Source organism: Paenibacillus sp. FSL E2-0201, assembly GCF_037963325.1.
Classification (GTDB): domain Bacteria; phylum Bacillota; class Bacilli; order Paenibacillales; family Paenibacillaceae; genus Paenibacillus_AQ.
Map to the genome: position 1 here is coordinate 4,213,587 of NZ_CP150154.1, position 19,645 is coordinate 4,233,231.

Here is a 19,645-nt window from a genome sequence, read left to right on the forward strand (position 1 = left end):
ATTAATAGAAGAGCACGCAAAAAACTGCTCCTAAGAGCAGTTTATAGAACAACATTTTATTGAAACAATTTTCGAATAGGAATGGGAATGGGAATGGGAAGACTCTCTGCAAACTTGATGTTAATCTACCGTCCCAATATTCTCCAAATGTAATGAGCTTTCGGTGCTAACGCCCGCTTCCGTACTCAGAGTAGTAAGCGCTTGTTTAAGATCCTCTTTATTCACATACACGTATGGACTCTTCCAAAGCGATTCCACATGTAAGGAATTAATATGGTCTGGTTTTAGTTTCGGAAAGTTCAACAACCATTGCTGGAGATCCGCTTGAGGAATATCTGTCTTCACATTATCACCAATGATATCCAATACATTTCCCCACTGGGACACGCCTTGGAAATTCCCTAGCTTATCCAGAATTTGTTTAATTACTTGCTGCTGTCGATCATTGCGCTGAAAATCAGAGGATTCAGCCGTTCCTTGATTCGATTTCCGGTAACGCACAAAATCAAGTACTTGTTTGCCGTCCAGCTTCTGCAAGCCCTTCTTTAAGTCGATGTTCGTCCCATCTGCCGAATCGGTATATTTCATATCCATATCGACATCAATGGTTAGTCCGCCAAGCAAGTCCACCGTCTCCTGCAACACATCAAAATTCACCACAACCATGTGATCAATCGGCAGACCCAGTAAATTACTGAAAAACTCTTTTGTATTAGGAATAGCCTCTGTTTTGTCTTTTATGTAATGGTAAGCATAATAATAATTGGCTTTTCGGGAAGGTAACGATTTAGGTTTTAACAACAAATCCCGCGGTATAGATAAGAAACTCGTCGACTTGGTATCCGGATTGAAGCTGACAAGCATCAGCACATCGGTATTCATTACCCCGCCACCGCCGTCCCGGCTATCTACCCCGGCAAGCAGAACAATCATTGGTTCAACCGATACCGATTCTTTTTTTTCCGCTGGATCAGCTGTTGGCTGGACGGTGACTGGAGCAGCCATACGCTGAATCGCATCATCCGTCTTTTTGTACAAATACCCTGCATACCCCCCAATCCCTATTATAGTCGCTCCTATGACAAGACCAATGCTAATCAGAATTTTACGGGTTGTTGTCCACTTGCGTTTGTTAGACATAATTTCCTCCACTCAGTTCCAGTAGCTGTTTCAATCCGTGCTTTCATCTTTATGAACTTTGACACTTAGCACTATGCCAATCGCAATCATATTAGTGAGCAATGAGCTGCCTCCATAGCTAATAAAAGGCAATGATATCCCCGTCAGGGGCAGCAACCCCATATGCATTCCAAGGTTAACAGAAACTTGAAAGATGATCATGGCGATAAATCCGGTGACAACGTATGCCCCCGCACGATCCCTGCTTTCGAGCGCAATAAAGATCATGCGATACACGAGCAATAAATAAAGCATTAGCAACACGGATGAACCTATAAAACCGTATTTTGCACCGATAACTACATAGATCGAATCGGAATACGCGTAAGGAATATATCCTTTTCGCAAAAAAATACCTTCACTGCCTGATAATCCTCCGGAACCTATGGCTATCATCGCGTTTTTAACATGCCAAGATTTATCAGGATCACTCTGCGGGTCTAAAAAGGCTTGGATTCGTGACAGTTGATGGGGCTCGACAATCTTGGATAACAAGTCGAAGTTGGCATAATACAGCCATAGTATCGTGCCGATCGAAATAATCACAACACCGAGGATCAGGAGCATATAAAGCGCACGGATGTTACCAATCCAAAGCATACTTAGCAATATGCCAGCAAAAACAAGTGCTGTACCCAGGTCAGGTTGGTCCATGATCAAAATAAAAGGAATACAAAAAACGAAACAAACCGGCACTAAATCTTGAAAAAAACGTAGCTGCTGCCCCTCTCGTTTACCCAATAGATAAGCAATGAGCAGCACTGTACATATTTTAGCCAGCTCCGAGGGCTGAAGCTGAAAGCTTCCAATACTTAACCAGCGTACGGCACCGTTGAGGTTTTCTCCAACCAACTTAACCAGCACAAGAAGACCTACACCCACACCATATAAGAGATACGCTAACCTACCCAATAGAATCTGATAATCTACCAACGCAATGAATAACATGGGTATGCAAAATATAGCAAATAAATACAAAGAACTAATGTAAAGACCGTCTAACCGTGTATCCGTAGTCGCTCCATAAATAGCAACAGTACCAATACCAACTAGGCATGTTACGAGAAAAAGTACGGATCTGTCCAGCTTTGCAATTTTGGTGGAGATAATCATGAACCAACCTCTATTTAATTTCTGTATTTTTCTTGTTGTGTACGGGATACATGCATGAAAATGAGCAGCATAAATAATCCGCTGAGTACATACACCTTCTTTGAAGATGAAGCTGAAGTGCTACGGATTATTTGGTTGAATGATTATCTCAGATCAAATTTGCCCTGATACGCCTTCTTCGATAACAGCTTTAATTGATCTTCACTCAGCGTATAAATATCCAGGCCGTTCCCTGCCTCACCCAATGACCAGCCCAGCGCGAGCTCGTTATGCCCATCATCATCGACATCATAGAATCCGGCATAATCCAGGCCATACCCAAACCCCTCAACCTCCGAAATCTTTTGCCATGCTTCATTTTCCTGCCTAAGCAGCATTGCTTTTATAGAAGAACCTTTGTTTTTGCTGTACTCATATACAACTACAGCTTCGTCGATACCGTCACCATCCATATCCCCAAAGGAGATCGCATTATCCTCTTGTCCATCCAACGGAGTTATCAATTGAGCTTTGTCGGGAAGCCATTTGATAAATTCCTGGCTCGTTTTGTCTCGCTGCAGGCTTGCTTCCGATGATGGAGGCTTAATCAGCTCTCCGGGTGTCGCTGGGACTCCGCATCCTCCGAGCAAAAATAACGTTGTTAACATAGCACCTATTTTTATGAATTTGCTCGGCATTTGGATCATCGACTCCTTGCTTATCCGCATATATAGTATTTTATCTGTGAAAGAGATGAAAGTGGTTATGAAATAGTTAAATTTGAGTTCTTATTTTCTCGGTAAGTCAAATTGGACAATCGTTCCCTTGCCTAAAGTACTGCTTATTCGCAGCTCACCTTGATGCAATGTAATGATTTGTTCGGAGATGGACAAGCCCAAACCGCTGCCTGACGCTTGTTGATCCCCTTTGTAGAATTTTTGCCGCACATTCTCTAAATCCGTTTCTGCGATGCCTGAACCAGTATCCTCAACCGTAATTACAACTTTCCCTGGAACCGTATGGGCGCTGATAAGGATTCGACCTGAGGAACTAGTAAATTTAAGCGAATTATCGATGAGATTAATCATGACTTGCTTCACACGATTCTCGTCAGCTTGAATGACCGGCAGATTCTCTTCTATTTTCACTTCGAGTGAAATGCCTTGCCGGGTTGCTCTAGGTGTGAGTTGTCTCCCAATATGCTGCAACAGCTCCGTTAGATCCACAGATGTGAGATGAATAGCGATTCTTCCGTTATCCATTTTGGAGAAATCGAGCAGTTCATCGACCATATGAGTTAATCTGTCACTTTCAGATTCAATGATATCTAACCCATCATGAAACAGAGCTTGGTTACTTCCTTCAGCCGCCTTTAAAGTTATTACCCAGCCTTTGATCGAGGTCAGAGGCGTACGCAGTTCATGGGATACGGATGTGATAAAGTCATTCTTAAGTTGCTCACTTTTCGAGATTCGACTGGCCATCATATTTAACGTATCCGCCAAGGAACCAAGCTCGTCTTGGTATCGCTTTTGTACTCTTATGCTGAAATCTCCTTCGGACATTTGGTCTGCTGCCAGTTTTAGATCTTTAATAGATCTCGTTATAGTCCACGACAGTAATAATCCAAGCAGGGTGACAATACCAATCACTAGCAAACCTACCCCGATCAGCAAAACTGCAATTTGATTAACTGTATGTATCGTTTCCGTTAAGGACGTAATAAATCTGACTTCCCCTACAATATTCCCTTTGGCTTGTAAAGGATAGGATACCGCAAAAATAGCTTCCTCAGTTACAGGGTCCTCCCCCTTCCAACTGCCAGGCTGCCCTTTCATCGCTTCTTGCACATCCATGTAATCTGTCATGGTAAAATCGCCTTGGATTCCATTTGAATCCTGCAACAGCCGACCTTCAGCATTAATAATCTGTACCTGTGCATCGGAATGGCTGGCAAAACCCTTTAACAATCTATCCGATTGTTCCTCTAAATCCTCGTCGCCAAAATATTGCTGATAAAAAGAAGCCGACAGCTCTGCTTGATTCATCAGGGTTTGCTCAATATTATGGAAATAATAATATCGTACAGAAATATTAAGAATAACTTCAAGAATGAGCACAGTAAGACAGATCACTACAAAATAGCTTCCCACTAATCTTTTCTGAATCCCCATTCTTCAACCATCCTTTCTAAAGCGGTATCCGAGCCCCCATACAGTCTCAATCCAATGCGGGTTTGAAGCATCCTCTTCAATCTTCTCTCTTAGCTTACGCACGTGAACATCCACCGTCTTTGGATCGCCAATATAATCCTCACCCCAAACCAAATTCATTAATTCATTCCTAGAGAGTGCTGTATCCGGATGCTCCAGAAAGGTCTTCATCAATTGAAACTCCTTCGGAGTTAATTCAATAATATCATCCTGCTTAAACATCTTGTTCGAGTTCAGATCCAGGCGAATCGGTCCAGATTGAAGTATAGTTCTTTGCGGTTTTAGAGCTGTTTCTGTACGACGCAATATCGCTTTAATCCGTGCCACCAGTTCTAATGGATTAAAAGGCTTCACAATGTAATCGTCGGCACCAATTTCAAGGCCATTGATTTTATCCAAGTCCTGTCCACGTGCGGTTAAAAAAATGATGATGACCCCGGGGTCCTGCTCTCTGATCTTGCGACAAATCTCAAACCCATTCGAATCCGGCAGCATGATGTCCAGAACAATAGCGTCTGGCCGGTTCGCATTAAAGCTCTGCAATGCTTGTTCACCAAAAGCAGCCTCACTAACCACAAACCCATTATTCGTTAGATTAATAGATATAAACCGTCTAATATTATCGTCATCTTCCACAATAAGCACATGATTGCGTTCTTCAGTATCCATGATTATCCCCCTATTCCTCCATACTCAACAAGAAAAAAAAGCAAAAAGACTCTCCCTGTAAAGAGAGAGTCTTGTCTCAAATCCTTATCATTAAATCACAAGTGGATATTACTCTAAATCGTTGTGCTTGTCAAAATCTAATCTAAATACACGGCCTTTCCTGTTTGTGCAGATTCATATATTGCTTCTAATATTTGCGAAACAACATAAGCTTGTTCAGGTGTTACAACCGGGTCTTTATCCTGTTCAATAGCTTCGATCCACTTTCTTAATTCGATGTCAGGCGCACTTTCTGCTTTACCTTCATAGTAGGCTACACCGCCTGCACCAAGCTCGATTTCATTGGTGTACAGCTTACTGAATTTCTCTCCATTAATTCTAAGTCCGTCCTTCATATCGGCGCCAGCTTCCGTCCCGCTTAAGCTGCACTTCGCTTCATGTACGTCCAGTGAATTAAGTGCCCAGCTCGCTTCCAGCATAATCGTAGCGCCGTTCTCCATCACGATCATTCCAAAGGCTGAATCTTCTACAGTGAATTTCTTCGGATCCCATGGTCCCCAAGCGTTTGCAGCTTCTTCTTTTTGAGACAGTTCATGATATTTGGTACCCAGCACGACTTTCGGCTTATAGTTATCCATCATCCACAGCGTTAGATCCAGCGCATGGGTTCCGATATCAATTAGTGGCCCGCCCCCTTGCTTCTCTTCATCGAGGAAAACTCCCCATGTCGGTACGGCTCTCCGTCTGATGGCATGTGCTTTTGCAAAATAGATATGACCAAGCTCCCCGGACTCACATGCTTTTTTCAAATACAGGCTATCTTCTCTGTAGCGGTTGTCATATCCAATGGTTAGCTTTTTACCTGTACGTTTTGCTGCTTCAACCATTCGTTTGGCATCTGCCGCCGTCTTAGCCATTGGCTTTTCACACATGACGTGTTTTCCTGCTTCTAAAGCCGCAATTGAGATCTCTGCATGAGCATCATTCGGCGTAAGTACATGAATAATATCGATAGATTGATCTTTCAACAATTCTGTATAATCCGTATAGACAACAGCTTCAGCACTTCCGTATTTCTCCGCCGCTTCTTCAGCACGTTCTTTTATAATGTCACAGAAGGCAACGATCTCAACCTTACTTTGTCTGCTCAAACTTGGAAGATGCTTGCCATTTGCAATTCCACCACATCCAATAATTCCTACGCGAAACACTTTACTCATATCTTTCACCCTCACTTCTAATTGGTTTGTTTTGCATTTCGATAAGTTGCCGGAGTTATGCCTAAACGCTTGCGGAATACGATATGCAAATACGTTGCATTCGTAAATCCTTCCGACTTAGCAATTTGTTCTATCGGATAATTGCTTTCTTCAAGCTTTCGGCAGACCGCTTGTAATCGAATATCCTCAAGCGATCGACTAAAAGATTTGTCAGCATCCACTTGCTTAAACACTCGTTGCAGCTGCCTAGCGCTAATATTCAATTTTTCTGCAACATTCTCCAAGGTAACGGCTCCTGAATAATTAGCTTCCATATATTGAATGGCATAGTGATACCGATAAGTTAACATATCCCTAACAGGCGCTTCTGTTCGAATTCCACCTGAATCATACGTTCTTACTGCTTTTAATAAAATGCTGATAACAAGATGTTTAATGGAAGTATAATATCCCGTCAGTTTACCTTCACAAGCTTCATAGGCTTCGAGAAAACATTTCATAGCGCCGTGATAATCTTGTGCCGGAACTAGTGGCAGCTCCTTTAGCTTCTGAACACAGGTCTCTGCCTCCGCAACCTCCCAAGGATCTGCATCCTCTCTGAACTTCTCTTTGATGTCCACATGCAGACACAGTTCCTCCATGGATTCTTCTGGGTCCGCCTCTTGGCGATGCATCACACCCGGTCCGGTTAAATAGAGCATTCCCTCAGACAAGGGGTATTTTAGATCGCCTAGAATAACTTCTCCTTTTCCTCGTGGGATAAAATGAAATTCGAATTCAGAATGATTATGGAAATCTATGACTCTTCCCGGCGGAAAAGAGATCAAATGAAATCTAAGCACTGTAATCTCGTAATGTCCCCATTGAATAGAAATATCCAATCTCTCGAGCATATCATGCTTCTCAAACATCATCTCATAGGGAAAGTTACTCAATGTTAAATCCTCCTAACAGGTGGAGAGCAATTAAGCGTCCAAATCTGCTAACCGAATCATACGAGCTTCTTTAGCAGAACGATTCGCCGCTTCCATTAATCTCGTAAGCTCCACAGCGGTTTGAACATTCTGTGTGGCGAAAGTATCCTTTTGGATATGATTAACCCATTGATGGAATGCGCTTTCACGATTAGCGTGCAACGCTACTTCTTTCCATCCTTCCTCTTTGTCAGCAGATTTGTTACTTCTAAGTAGAAGCTTATCCTCTGGTGTTCCGTAAAGAAGCGTACCTTCGGTTCCATGCACCTCGATCGTAAACGGCGAATGACTATTCACAAACCCAGCCTCGACCACACCAATAGCTCCGGAATTCGTATATAACGTCACCACTGCATTATCTTCTACTTCCTTGCCCGTAACATAACCAAAATTAGCACTTACACCGGTCACGTCTTGACCTAAGAAAAGCTTCGTCAAATACATCGGATGACAGCCAAGATCAATCAAAGCACCGCCACCGCATTGTTCCAAACTGAAGAAATGATCAGGAAGCCAGTTTTCTGTAGCTCCATTATGGGATAAACGAACTCTAACGTAAGTGATCTCTCCGAGCAGCTCTTGACTCAGAACCTCTTGGATCGTTAATGTATATCCATCATTTAGACGTGGCAAAGAGACGGTCAACTTCACCTCATTCTCTTCAACTGCGCTAATGATTTCTTCGACTTCTTTATGAGTTGGGGCAATTACTTTTTCCGTAAATATATGTTTACCCGCTTTAGCCGCAGCAATGATTACATCTCTATGCACATTGGTAGGTGCATCCACAATGACGGCATCTATATCCTCCTGCGCAAGCAGGTCATCCAGTGATTCGAAAAAAGGAACATTCAAGCTTTCGGCAGCTTTTTTCCCTCGCTCAGCATCTTCATCCCAAACCGCAGCTAATACAGTATCCTCATGCTCTTGAGCTTGCTTCGTATAGTCCCAAGCATGAACATGCCAATAGCTAATCTTACCTATTCTAATCGTCATTTGCTTGTGCCTCCCGTATATATGTTATTCTGACATCTATTAATAAAATAGCATATTATAAAGCGCTTTATTAGTAGGTAAATGCGACATCTAATATATAATATTACGACACATTCATTCCATATGACATACAATTTCCATTTTATCACTGGAGTGCTCATTCATAAAAAAGAAACCTCTACTATAAAAGCTAAAGGCTTCAATTTTTAAAAGCTTAGTTCAAATGATCACTCACATTACACAACCAAACCATATGAGCGGAATCGGGTCCCCAATAGTCTTTTACCACCTTATAAGGCTTCCCAAATTTACGCTGCCACTTGATTTGTGCGCGTTGATATCCACTGTCCAAGCAAAATTGCTCAATTCCTTGTTCGTTTAGAAATGTCATCATTTCCTTAATTAATGCTGAGCCAATCCCTTGACCCTGAAAGCGTGGTACCACGTATAAACTACCCAGTTCCCCCAAATGATCCAACTGATGCTCTGCACAGATTTGAATTGCCTCACCGCAGAGACCATAGGAAATCGTACCCACAACCGTCCCATTGATTTTAGCGATAAAGAAACACGTATCCGAGTTTGCCTGATCCAGGGAGGAAAGTGCCTTTTTCTTTTTATCGTCAATTTCACTTTGTATATCCTCTTGTAAGTGACCTATTCCCTCTTTATTAAAAGCATCTGATATCGATTCTTCAAACATCTGGCATGTAGTTTCATAATCAGCCATGGTGAGAACAGCTATGGTACATTGATTTGTCTCGTTCATTCTATTGATCACCTCTGCAATAATATACTATAACCATTCTAGCTGGGAGGTTTATATTCATAAGACTACTTTTACTGGAGGTCATCATGAATATAATTTCCTTTTTAATCTACTGCATCGTCGTTACATTTACGCCTGGCCCAACCAATATTGTTATTCTTTCTTCTGTGCAGCGTTCAGGGGCCAAAAAAACTATGAACTATGTATATGGAGCTACGGTGGCTTTTGGACTACTGCTTATCCTTTCAACCTTGCTTAACCGTGTTCTTGTTGAGGTCATCCCAAATATTCTGATCTTTATGCAAATCATTGGGAGCTTATATATGCTTTATCTTGCTTATAAAATCTTTAAAATGGGTTCAATGGAAGAACAGTCTAACTCAAATGCCGATTTTTGGCCAGGCTTTCTTATGCAGCTAGTGAATCCGAAAGTTCTCTTATTTACACTAACCGTCATTCCCAGCTACGTTATGCCATTCTACACTTCATCCATTACCTTGACCCTATTTGTTATAATTGTAACTGTAATCGGATTTCTTGGCTTCATAACATGGATTATTTTTGGCGCGATCTTCAGAAGCTTTCTGCAACATCATCAAAAAGTTCTAAATACCCTGATGGCACTCTTTTTAGTATACTCGGCCATTTTGATATCGGGAATCCTATAAAGGCATGGAGGATAAGAACGTGGAAACATTCAACTATAAAAAATCGGCAGATATCCTAACCTTGTCAGCTAGCATGACTGATTTCACTTATAAAAAACATTGCCACGAGGAATATGCACTCGGTGTAACGCTTCGCGGCATTCAGCAATATAACCTCGACGGTAGCTTGCAATCCTCCCATAAAAATGGGGTTATGCTGTTCAATCCAGAGCAGACACATGACGGCAGATCGTTTGACAAAGCAGGCATTGATTATGTCATGCTTTATATCAAGCCCACCATTATACAAGATATACTAGGAAAAAAAGAACTGCGGTTCACCTCTCCTATCCTATACGACAACAAATTGGCACAGTGCATATTGGCGCTAAGTCATGCCATACAGCATGGCAAAGAGGAGTCCTTGTGCAGTGAGCTATTGTTAACTCTGCTCGATTTAGTATCCCATACTGAAATAGATACCGACCGCAGAACAAATAGTAACCTCGTCAAAAAAGCGAAGGAAATGATGTACTGCAGTTTAGACCACGTGCTGAAGCTAGACGACCTCTGCAAAGAATTTGATCTATCCAAATATCAATTTATCCGAGCGTTTAAAATGCACACAGGAATATCCCCTTATCAATTCTTCTTAAATTGCAAAGTAGAGCATGCCAAACAGTCCATTGAGAAAACCAAGGATATCTATGCAGCTGTGGCAGAGTGCGGATTTGTGGATCTAACTCATTTGAACCGGCATTTTAAAAGCGTGTTTGGCATAACCGCACATGAATACAGGTTACAGCTGCATTGAGCAGAAGTAACCTGTATTCATCGTGATTTATAAAATTTGACCATCCACCATTGTCCAGAGCACTTTAAATTCATCATCCAAGAGGACCAGGTCAGCATCAAAACCAGCTGTTATCGTCCCCTTCTGTTGAAGCTCCAGAATATTGGCCGGCGTAGTTGAAGCCATCTGTACAGCATCGATCAATGGAATTCCAGTTTCAACAGTATAACGTAAGGCTTCATTCATAGTCACGGTGCTTGAAGCTAATGTTCCATCCTTCAGTCTCGCTACCCCCTCGGATACCGTAACATGATGGCCTCCAAACATATAATTCCCATCACCTAATCCCATAGCTTGCAGTGCATCTGTAATCAAGACCATTCCTTCCGGTCCTTTCAAGGTATGCATTAATCGAATAATTGCAGGATGCAGATGGACATTGTCCACAATCGCTTGAAGGCTTACATGCTTCTCTTCAAAAGCAGCCACAATTACCCCTGGATCTCGATGATGAATAGGCCGCATGCCATTAAAACAATGCGTAACATGACTTGCCCCCGACGCAAAGGCTTGTTTAGCCTCTTCATAAGTGGCATCCGAATGAGCGATGGCTATTACTACGCCCTTTTCTTTCAAAAAGGAAATAAGCTCCATCCCGCCCGGCAACTCCGGAGCAATTGTAACCATCTTAATGAGTGAACCCGCTTCTTCAAAAATTAGGTTCATTTCCTCTAAGTTGGGATGACGCAGAAACTTTTCGTTCTGCATACCTTTTCGCTTCGGGTTCAGGTAAGGTCCCTCTAAATGAATGCCTGCGATCTTTGCACCCACTTCATGTCCTATCACACGCTTGACACTACGAATCATTTCTAAAAGATCTTCTAGCGTAGAACTGACAGATGTAGCCAGAAATGAGGTGCAACCAGACGCAGCACAAGCCTTTGATACTTCTTGAATGCTCTCTTCCGTACCATCCATCATATCAAAACCATTAGCGCCATGAATATGAACATCTATCATTCCGGGTACTAACAAATGGCCACCGCCATCTATCCGTTCATAATCTCCCTCTGGAATCGAAAGGGCCTCTGCATCTATCTTTATGATTTCCCCTTCAAAAATCCACACATTAGCTGCTGGAACAATACGATCCTGAAGCACCAATTGCACATTTTGTAAAATACAATTCATAAATATCCTTCTCCTTTATGTCATCAGTCTTGTGATTGAACCTCTTCCGTCTCTTCTGAACACTCAATAACTGTGATGTTCTTCTGATCTAGAACTTCTCTAATCTGACTTGGGAGTTCTCGATTGGTAATTAAAATATCAACGAAATCAAAGTCTAGCCGATAAAAGGATTTGGCATTAAATTTGCTGTGATCCGCCACTAAAATCACTTGATCCGATCTTCGCGCCATTTCTCTTTTTACCCTCGCATCTTCTTCATAAGGATAGTAGAGTCCATCAGCACCGATCGCGGATGCTCCAATAAAGGCTTTATCTGCACGGATTTCACTAAGTTTATCGATAATGGAAGGACCATATAACAAGCGGTTTTTCACATTCAAGTAACCGCCAAGAACATAAATTTGCAGATCTTCCCGTTTGGACAAGATCCCTACGTTATCAATCGAGTGTGTAACAACCGTAATATCCTTCGCGGTAATTTGTTCTGCAACAAACTGTACAGTGGTGGATACATCTAAAATCACAGTCTCATGATCTTGAATAAGCTGAGCTGCAGTCTTCCCTATTCTCTGCTTACTCTCAGATTTATCGATCAATCGATCCTGATAAGATAACAATTCTTTTTGTAACTCAGGTAACGATACCCCTCCATGCGTTCGGATCACAACACCTTCCTGTACTAATCTAACAATATCCCTACGTGCGGTATCTCTGGATACATCAAATTGAGTACAGATCTCTTGAACACTCATCGATTGGTGTTGTTTCAAATATTCGAGTATCTTCAACAATCTCTCCTCTTGAAACATCTTGTATGCACCTCCTAAAGTCATCATAAGTCATTCAATAAGCATTTACAAGCATTAAATATAATTATGTAAGTATTTATAAGTAATACTCTATAACTTATCCTCATTGATATTCACAAAAAAAGACGTTATCCAGATGGCTATACATCCGTTAACGTCCTTCAATTCACTTCACATTACGATTCCAACTCTTTTGGATCTTCCGAATAAAAACAATCTGCCCCACGTGATAAGCATTATGTGTCGTCACATTACCTAATACTTCCCACCACTGACTGTCTTGGAACCCTTGAACATCAGCTTCCAATTCGTCCTTCGTAATCAGTTCCTGCCAACGTAGAAGAACTTCTAAAAGTTGTTGTTGAAGCTCTTGGAACGTTACTCCTTCTGCAACAACAAAGGTATCATTGTTATCTACAGAAGGAACCGCATGGACGCTCTTTTCTTTATACCTTGTTTGCCAAGCCTCATTCCAGTAGAGCAGATGCTGCGCAATCTCAATAATACTATTGCTTTCTTCTGTTACTTTCCAAGATGCTTCCTCTTCGCTTAAGTCTTTTACGGCTACCTCAAAGGGCACATACCAACTTGGATCATTCGCATTCGCTAGCAACTGGTTAGCCAGAACATCATATGCATGAAACATTCTTACTTCACCTCATTATTTAGATCATTATTTGCAAATCAAGTGCCGCAGAAGGTTCGATAGGGTCTTGCTGATTCCTCAGGAAGTGTCGAATATTCATCTTGTTCAGGGGTATACGCGTAAGGATTGGAAAGAGCTTCAAGCAACCGCTCCATCACACTGTAATCTCCCTGTTGCACTGCCGCTTGGAGTGCTTCCTCTACCCTGTGGTTTCGCGGAATGATCGCAGGATTACTATTGCGCATTAGCTGCTGTGAAACCTCTTTCGATTGCTGCTGTCTGCTAAGTCTAGCCTGCCATAACTCATGCCACTTGGTAAATTCCGCTGCACTAAACAGAACGGTTTCTTCCAGCTTCTCCAAAGTTAGGGCACGGAAGGTATTGGTATAGTCCGCCCGGTATTTCTGCATCAAATCTAGCAGGTCTTCAATTAGCGCAACATCCTCTACCTCTTCGTTGAAGATTCCGAGCTTCGCTCTCATTCCTGAGAGCCAATGATGATAAGACCGCTCTTTAAAATCTGCAATCTCCTCTTCAGCGAGCTGAATCGCCTGTTCTTGATCATCAGCCACCAATGGCAGGAGAGTCTCCGCGAATCTTGCGAGATTCCAAGAGGCAATCCCCGGCTGATTGCCATAGGCATATCGACCCTGCTGGTCTATGGAACTGAATACGGTCTCCGGATTATACATATCCATGAATGCGCATGGACCATAATCAATCGTTTCTCCGCTAAGTGCCATGTTGTCCGTATTCATCACTCCATGAATAAATCCTACAAGCTGCCATTTGGCAATCAGTTCAGCCTGACGTCCAATCACTTCCCGAAGCAGGAAAAGATATCGGTTCTCTTCCATAGGCACTTCGGGATAGTGTCTTTGCAGCGTGTAATCAGCCAGAATACGGAGATCATCTGCATTCCCCCATGCTGCAACATATTGAAAAGTACCCACCCGTAGATGACTGGCTGCAACACGGGTAAGAACAGCACCGGGCTGCTCTGTTTCTCGAATGATCGTTTCTCCTGTAGTGACCACCGACAAGCTGCGAGTGGTAGGAATACCAAGGCCATGCATGGCTTCACTGATGATATATTCACGCAGCATCGGGCCAAGTCCGGCTCGGCCATCCCCACCACGAGAATATGGCGTTCTTCCCGCGCCTTTAAGCTGAATGTCTACGCGTTCACCTTGGGGAGTGACCTGTTCACCCAGCAGCACAGCTCGGCCGTCACCTAACATGGTAAAATGTCCAAATTGATGCCCAGCATAGGCTTGAGCAAGCGACTCAGTACCTTTAGGAACTTCATTGCCCGCAAAAATCTGTACACCATCCTTACTATGTAGTGCTGTGCTATTCAGCCCTAAAGTAGCAGCCAACGGTTCATTTAAAATAACTAACTCCGGCTTTCGCACAGGAGTAGGTTTGATCCTTGTAAACATGGATTCCGGCAGATGAGCATAACTGTTCTCAAAGTTCCATCCTATATCTATCTTCTCCGTCATAATATCTCCTTTTTATACCATCAGTCTATGCCTTTATGATCTCAGAATAAGTTATGTTAAAATTTAATGCAAATCCTCTTATAAACCTATGACCTTGCCGCAGAATTACAAAGACCGCCCGGCCTCCTGCCATTTTAAGCAGGGAACCGGGCGGTCATAATTCATGATCTCTTATTTTGTATCTAAGTTACTATAAGGTTACTTCGCTCCACCTTTGGAGAGCATGATATTTAGAATGGTCTTGTCAGTATCCGCCAGACCTTCTTGAACCAGTCGCTCCATGTTGCGAATAGTGTCTTCCACCTCTTCGAAAATAACTCCATCCTTGGTCGTAGGAGCAATATTATTCATCGCCAATGTGGCTGCCTGAATCGCTGTATTGGTGGAGGTGGAAATCTTCAGTGCACAGGTTGAATTCGCACCGTCGCAGATCATGCCTGACAAAGAAGCTATTGTATTCTGTATCCCATGCTTAATTTGCTCAAGACTACCGCCCATGAGATAAATGATCCCGCTATTCGCTCCTACCCCGCCAGCAATCCCTGAACCGCATAAAGGCGACAACCGCCCGATATAATGCTTGATATGCACAGTGACCAGATTGCTCAGTGCAAGCGCCCGAGCCAGCGTCTCTTCATCCTTGCCGAGCAATTCCGCCAATGATATAACGGGAAGCGTACAGGCGATGCCTTGATTACCGCTGCCCGCTGTTGTCATCACAGGCATTGCACTGCCATCCATGCGAGCATCTGAAGCCGCGGCAGTGGCCGCTATAATTTTGTTCGCCACATCATTGCCGAATAAATTCATCGCAGATTGCTGGTTCATCTTCTTTCCTACTTGCAAGCCATAATCGCCTCGGAGTCCCTCATCGGAGATCGCTTTGTTCATCCGAGCACCTTCCAAGAGGAAGCTAAGGTCTGAAAATGGAGCCGTACTTATAAACTCGAAAATCCGATCTACAGAGCCTTCATAAGCTTCGGTATCGGACAGACCGGGCTTTCCACAGTCAGCTTTAGACTTCTTAGGTGTCACTTTTTTTCCGTCTAGAGCTAGGTATTCAATATTAGTGTGTTCCTTAGCAAGGATGGCAATCGCCGTATGGTTCTCTGTCTTCACCTGTGCTTCAATATATAACTTCTCAGGAGTGTCCATTATCTCCACTTGCAGCAGCTTTCGCTCAAGCAGATCATTAGCCAGCTTTAGCTCATCCGGAGTCAGACCTGACAGAATTTCCAGCTCCTTGTGCGAACGTCCGACCACCGCTCCAAGGGCTGCTGCGATAGGCAGACCTGTCTGGCCTGTCCCAGGGATGCCCACTCCCATTGCATTTTTGATAATATTACCGCTGAGATGCAGCTGAATCCCCGTTATTTCTCCTTCGAGAAGTTCTGCCGCCAAGGAGACGGCATACGCAACTGCGATCGGCTCTGTACAGCCTTCAGCCGGTACGACTTCCTTGTGTAAAATATCCAATAAGTTGCCCATGTATGCTTTTCCCCCTACTTTCTCCTCTTGGTGTCATTTCTATATAGTAACTCAGAGTGAAGCATCAGGGAATCCTTTTTCCTTTTTCTTCTCTAGAAGCTTCTGCTAGATCAACATCTTACATGCTTGCGTTTAAAACCAAGCTGAGCTTTGTCGACTGCTTTTTGAATATTTGCGTACGCGTGAATCAATTTACTTTTTGCCTTATCCTTGTTGACTTCAACTGGACCTACAGTCCTTGCAGTCTCGCTAGCCTTATCATGTAGTGGCGAATAAGATACGGCTACTGTGTATAAAAAGTTATTCATTGAATATTGGGTACGTTCTGGAGAATCATGAATCGTATTTTCCACCATCTCAAGCATACCAGCAAGCTTGCTTTCGGAAAACTCAACATCCGGCCGACTGCCAAGCAGCCAGCAATAACAGCTCCAGCCCGCTGACATTCTCAGCTCTTCACCGCTCGCGATCCATTTATCGGCCACTTGTTGTGCAATATCCGCTTCTGCCAAGGTTACTGCCACTACAAAGTCGGACAGCATATAAAAATAAGCCGCATCCATCCATCGGTCATAATCCGCTTCCGTCATTGCATTGGGATCAGCAATGATGCCGGCAAAATACATGGCGTCGTAGTTCCCTGTCGCGTAAAGCTCCTCAGCCAATGGCTGATTTATTTTTGTTTTCTTGAAGATTGGCTTCATTGCTCCGGTAGCCACGCCAAATAGTGGTTCCTTTGCTCCATTGGACATATATATTTTCTTGGTTCGTTCCTTGCCGAGCGCTTCCAGCTCCTGCATGACCATCTCTAAATCCACTATTTAACACTTCCTTTTTCAAAGTTCTTTCCCAAGCTATCTTAGGTTTGTACTAGTTAAAGAAAGTGTACTGTATGGGTTTCCTTGTAGCAAGTTAAGTTTCCGAAGGAATCCTTATGGGTGGGCAGTAACACCAGAAGTGATTTAGGGAGCACTTAGCTTCGATCGCTTCATTTGATTTATGGTAAGCTAGAAAACCGTAGGCACAAAGTGGAATCATAGCAAAAAGAAGAAATGAAATCATTAAGTGCCGCTGAACCTTCGACTTTCGAAGTAAAATCATTTGAAGTAACAATTTAACTATGTAAAATTTAGATATTTCTAATTAGTACAAGGCCTCCTATGATATTGGAATCTCTCTCTCGTCCCCCTAATATAGTTTAGGAAGAAGGGCGGGATGCACATGGGTACCAAAAATGATCAAGAGCAAAGGGCTATCTTTCTAGCTGCCATCTGCGGACAGACCTATGCGCAGTTCTCAAATACAGAAGGTTTGTTCGTCGTTCCATTAGATTATCAGATCGTGGATACAATTGAAGCAAGATCCATCAGCGAGGTATGGGAACGCTTCGGATTTATTCTGGAATCTCCACAAGAGATTATTGTGGCCTTCCGGGGAACCAGCTCCACAACCGATTGGATGTCTAACGTTATGGCCTCACAGGAGAGATTCAAATACATTAAAGAAGACACCCTTACCCACCGTGGTTTCACGAATATCTACGCCTCAGCTCGCGATGGGATTATCTCTACACTTGCTAAGCTATCTCCCGATAAAACCTTATACATTACTGGTCACAGCCTAGGTGGAGCACTCGCCACTTTATGTGCTATAGATATTGCGGCCAACACCTCGCACATCTCACCTAATCTGTTCACCTATGGCTCACCACGTGTAGGCGATCCAAACTTCGTTAATGTTTTTAAACCATATGTCCGGAAGAGTTACCGTTATGCTAATCTTTTTGATGTTGTTACGTACGCTCCTCCACATGTATATAAGCTGCCTAAACGGGAAACGAAGTACTATTACAGTCATGTCCATACCTTCGTATCACTTTCTTTCCAGAATGGATCTGCAAGTGGCAATCATATGATCGGCAACTATTTCACTGAGCTTTCCAAGGTCCAACCGCAGTACTCCGAAGAACTATGTTTAACTAACCCTGGATTCTGTCCAGTTGTAAGTACCCCCGTCACAAGCGCATCAACTCCACCAGTTGAACCCCATGTACCAAAAAGGTCGTGAAATTAATAAGCCTGATCCCTTATGTACGCTGACAGGAGATTAGGCTTTAATCGTTCAATCGATTAGAAAAAGAAATAAACTAACACCACACCTTCGACTAACAAAATCAGTGAAACGATATGTTGTTTCGTATGCTTTAAAAATTTCCAATCAATATATGACTGAAATCCTACGGCAATAATTATGAATACAATCCAAAACCACTTCATTCCTATCCCCTGTACGCCATCAGCTATCATTATGACAATTGCCGAAATTAATCCAATAAGTCCGAGTATTAATTTACCTTTTATATTTAGCTCATTACCGTCGTCAGAAATTTTTTCTTTATCCGGGCCAACAATCCATACCCTTAGAAAAAAACCAGAAAAAGCAAGAATTAATACTAAAAATGGAATGGCCAATCCTGTTGCCCTCCTTCTAAGAAGTTATTCGTATTTATTTCTTATCATTAGTTCTTTGATTTCTCTTAACTCATTTAATATTTCCTTTGATATTTGCGTACTTCTAGAGTTATCGATGCCTAATTTAATCACGGTTACTCCAAGCAAAAAATAGATGACTAGCATTACGATGATACTCAACTTATCTCCACACCCCTTTTTATTGTAATTTCTTTAAAGATATAGCTAACAATAGATCAATTATTCCTATGATACCATAATAAGGATGTAGAATTAGTACATAAGAACTTGCTGTTAAGTTGACAAAAGATCGCTATTTTCGATAATACATATATTATCTCGATAATAAAGATATTAGATTTAAAAGGATATTTTGAAACTGAACCATTTAAACTGAAAAGAGGGACCACAATGGCAGTACTTATTCTATATGCAACAAAATCAGGAGCAACAGAGCAATGCGCAAAGGTATTATCAGAAGAGATTCCTCAGAGTAAGATCTGTAATATTGAAATAGACAAACCAAATCTTGAGGAATTTGATAGCATTATTTTAGGTGCCGGAGTAAGAGATGAGAAAATATACAAAGCGATTCGTGATTTTATCAAAAAAAATAAAGATGAGTTACTAAATAAGAAGATGGGCTACTATATTTGTAACGAGAAACCGAAAACAACTGAGGAATTAATAGAGAAGAATTTTCCGGATGATCTAAAAAAATCTGCAATATGCATCGAATCCTTTGGTGGTTACAAAGCCTATAAAGCTCCTAAGGAAGGAACGGATCAGCTTAAGGGAATTTTTGTAGATAAAATAAAAGAGTTTTCAAAGAATTTCAAATAGGAAGATAGAATTTCAACTAGCATAATTGCCCTCTGAGTCCCTATAAGGACGGGAAGCGTTTATATATAAAAAATCCTGTTACCAAGATAAAATAATCTGGATAACAGGATTCTTTTTTTATAAAAAAAATTAAATTGATT

Annotated in this window: 20 protein-coding genes; 4 read left to right on the top strand and 16 right to left on the bottom strand. The window is 42.2% G+C overall.

Features of this window, described 5'->3' with window-relative positions; translation table 11 throughout:
• Positions 1-120 precede the first annotated feature (120 nt).
• The 9 genes from NSU15_RS19165 to NSU15_RS19205 form a co-directional block, all read right to left on the bottom strand.
• Positions 121-1,140 (bottom strand): LCP family protein, encoded by a 1,020-nt coding sequence (locus NSU15_RS19165; RefSeq protein ID WP_339287296.1) that lies wholly within the window; start codon positions 1,138-1,140, stop codon positions 121-123.
• 30 nt (positions 1,141-1,170) lie between these two features.
• Entirely contained in the window at positions 1,171-2,292 is a 1,122-nt protein-coding gene (locus NSU15_RS19170; protein WP_339287297.1) for an FtsW/RodA/SpoVE family cell cycle protein, read from the bottom strand.
• Positions 2,293-2,435: 143 nt separating this feature from the next.
• Positions 2,436-2,969, bottom strand: a complete 534-nt coding sequence (locus tag NSU15_RS19175; RefSeq protein ID WP_076121127.1) for a hypothetical protein — start codon at positions 2,967-2,969, stop codon at positions 2,436-2,438.
• A gap of 90 nt (positions 2,970-3,059) precedes the next feature.
• Positions 3,060-4,445 (bottom strand): HAMP domain-containing sensor histidine kinase, encoded by a 1,386-nt coding sequence (locus NSU15_RS19180; protein ID WP_339287298.1) that lies wholly within the window; start codon positions 4,443-4,445, stop codon positions 3,060-3,062.
• 3 nt (positions 4,446-4,448) lie between these two features.
• Positions 4,449-5,153 carry a response regulator transcription factor gene (locus NSU15_RS19185; protein ID WP_339287300.1) on the bottom strand — a complete coding sequence of 235 codons (705 nt, stop codon included), beginning with the start codon at positions 5,151-5,153 and terminating at the stop codon, positions 4,449-4,451.
• 137 nt (positions 5,154-5,290) lie between these two features.
• Positions 5,291-6,373 (bottom strand): Gfo/Idh/MocA family oxidoreductase, encoded by a 1,083-nt coding sequence (locus tag NSU15_RS19190; protein ID WP_042129159.1) that lies wholly within the window; start codon positions 6,371-6,373, stop codon positions 5,291-5,293.
• 17 nt (positions 6,374-6,390) lie between these two features.
• Positions 6,391-7,308: a helix-turn-helix domain-containing protein gene (locus tag NSU15_RS19195; RefSeq protein WP_231573819.1), complete on the bottom strand. Its 918-nt coding sequence runs from the start codon at positions 7,306-7,308 to the stop codon at positions 6,391-6,393.
• 30 nt (positions 7,309-7,338) lie between these two features.
• Positions 7,339-8,343 carry a Gfo/Idh/MocA family oxidoreductase gene (locus tag NSU15_RS19200; RefSeq protein ID WP_042129161.1) on the bottom strand — a complete coding sequence of 335 codons (1,005 nt, stop codon included), beginning with the start codon at positions 8,341-8,343 and terminating at the stop codon, positions 7,339-7,341.
• Positions 8,344-8,557: 214 nt separating this feature from the next.
• A complete protein-coding gene (locus NSU15_RS19205; protein ID WP_339287303.1) occupies positions 8,558-9,112 on the bottom strand; it encodes a GNAT family N-acetyltransferase in 555 nt (184 codons plus the stop codon).
• Positions 9,113-9,198: 86 nt separating this feature from the next.
• Here NSU15_RS19205 and NSU15_RS19210 point away from each other — a divergent pair, with 86 nt between their 5' ends.
• Both NSU15_RS19210 and NSU15_RS19215 read left to right on the top strand, forming a co-directional pair.
• Positions 9,199-9,780 (top strand): LysE family transporter, encoded by a 582-nt coding sequence (locus NSU15_RS19210; protein WP_042129163.1) that lies wholly within the window; start codon positions 9,199-9,201, stop codon positions 9,778-9,780.
• Between the two features lie 19 nt (positions 9,781-9,799).
• A complete protein-coding gene (locus NSU15_RS19215; protein ID WP_076121133.1) occupies positions 9,800-10,573 on the top strand; it encodes an AraC family transcriptional regulator in 774 nt (257 codons plus the stop codon).
• Positions 10,574-10,600: 27 nt separating this feature from the next.
• On the opposite strand, the gene nagA is transcribed toward NSU15_RS19215, so the two are convergent.
• From nagA to NSU15_RS19245, 6 genes are all read right to left on the bottom strand, one after another.
• Positions 10,601-11,743 carry an N-acetylglucosamine-6-phosphate deacetylase gene (nagA, locus tag NSU15_RS19220; RefSeq protein ID WP_042129167.1) on the bottom strand — a complete coding sequence of 381 codons (1,143 nt, stop codon included), beginning with the start codon at positions 11,741-11,743 and terminating at the stop codon, positions 10,601-10,603.
• A gap of 23 nt (positions 11,744-11,766) precedes the next feature.
• Positions 11,767-12,552 carry a DeoR/GlpR family DNA-binding transcription regulator gene (locus NSU15_RS19225; protein ID WP_042129169.1) on the bottom strand — a complete coding sequence of 262 codons (786 nt, stop codon included), beginning with the start codon at positions 12,550-12,552 and terminating at the stop codon, positions 11,767-11,769.
• A 166-nt stretch (positions 12,553-12,718) separates the two neighbouring features.
• Positions 12,719-13,198 (bottom strand): DinB family protein, encoded by a 480-nt coding sequence (locus NSU15_RS19230; RefSeq protein ID WP_339287305.1) that lies wholly within the window; start codon positions 13,196-13,198, stop codon positions 12,719-12,721.
• Between the two features lie 38 nt (positions 13,199-13,236).
• Positions 13,237-14,703, bottom strand: a complete 1,467-nt coding sequence (locus NSU15_RS19235) for a YdiU family protein (protein WP_339287307.1) — start codon at positions 14,701-14,703, stop codon at positions 13,237-13,239.
• A 198-nt stretch (positions 14,704-14,901) separates the two neighbouring features.
• A complete protein-coding gene (locus NSU15_RS19240) occupies positions 14,902-16,191 on the bottom strand; it encodes an L-serine ammonia-lyase, iron-sulfur-dependent, subunit alpha (RefSeq protein WP_339287309.1) in 1,290 nt (429 codons plus the stop codon).
• 110 nt (positions 16,192-16,301) lie between these two features.
• On the bottom strand, positions 16,302-17,009 hold the full coding sequence (locus NSU15_RS19245; RefSeq protein ID WP_042129176.1) for a DNA alkylation repair protein: 708 nt from the start codon (positions 17,007-17,009) through the stop codon (positions 16,302-16,304).
• A gap of 403 nt (positions 17,010-17,412) precedes the next feature.
• Between NSU15_RS19245 and NSU15_RS19250 the strand changes: the two genes are divergently transcribed.
• On the top strand, positions 17,413-18,258 hold the full coding sequence (locus NSU15_RS19250; protein WP_339287310.1) for a lipase family protein: 846 nt from the start codon (positions 17,413-17,415) through the stop codon (positions 18,256-18,258).
• Positions 18,259-18,320: 62 nt separating this feature from the next.
• On the opposite strand, the gene NSU15_RS19255 is transcribed toward NSU15_RS19250, so the two are convergent.
• Complete coding sequence (locus NSU15_RS19255; RefSeq protein ID WP_076121141.1) at positions 18,321-18,662, bottom strand: DUF4181 domain-containing protein; 342 nt, start codon at positions 18,660-18,662, stop codon at positions 18,321-18,323.
• Between the two features lie 411 nt (positions 18,663-19,073).
• On the opposite strand from NSU15_RS19255, the gene NSU15_RS19260 reads away from it, so the two are divergent.
• A complete protein-coding gene (locus tag NSU15_RS19260) occupies positions 19,074-19,505 on the top strand; it encodes a flavodoxin domain-containing protein (RefSeq protein WP_042129180.1) in 432 nt (143 codons plus the stop codon).
• The last annotated feature ends 140 nt before the right edge of the window (positions 19,506-19,645 follow it).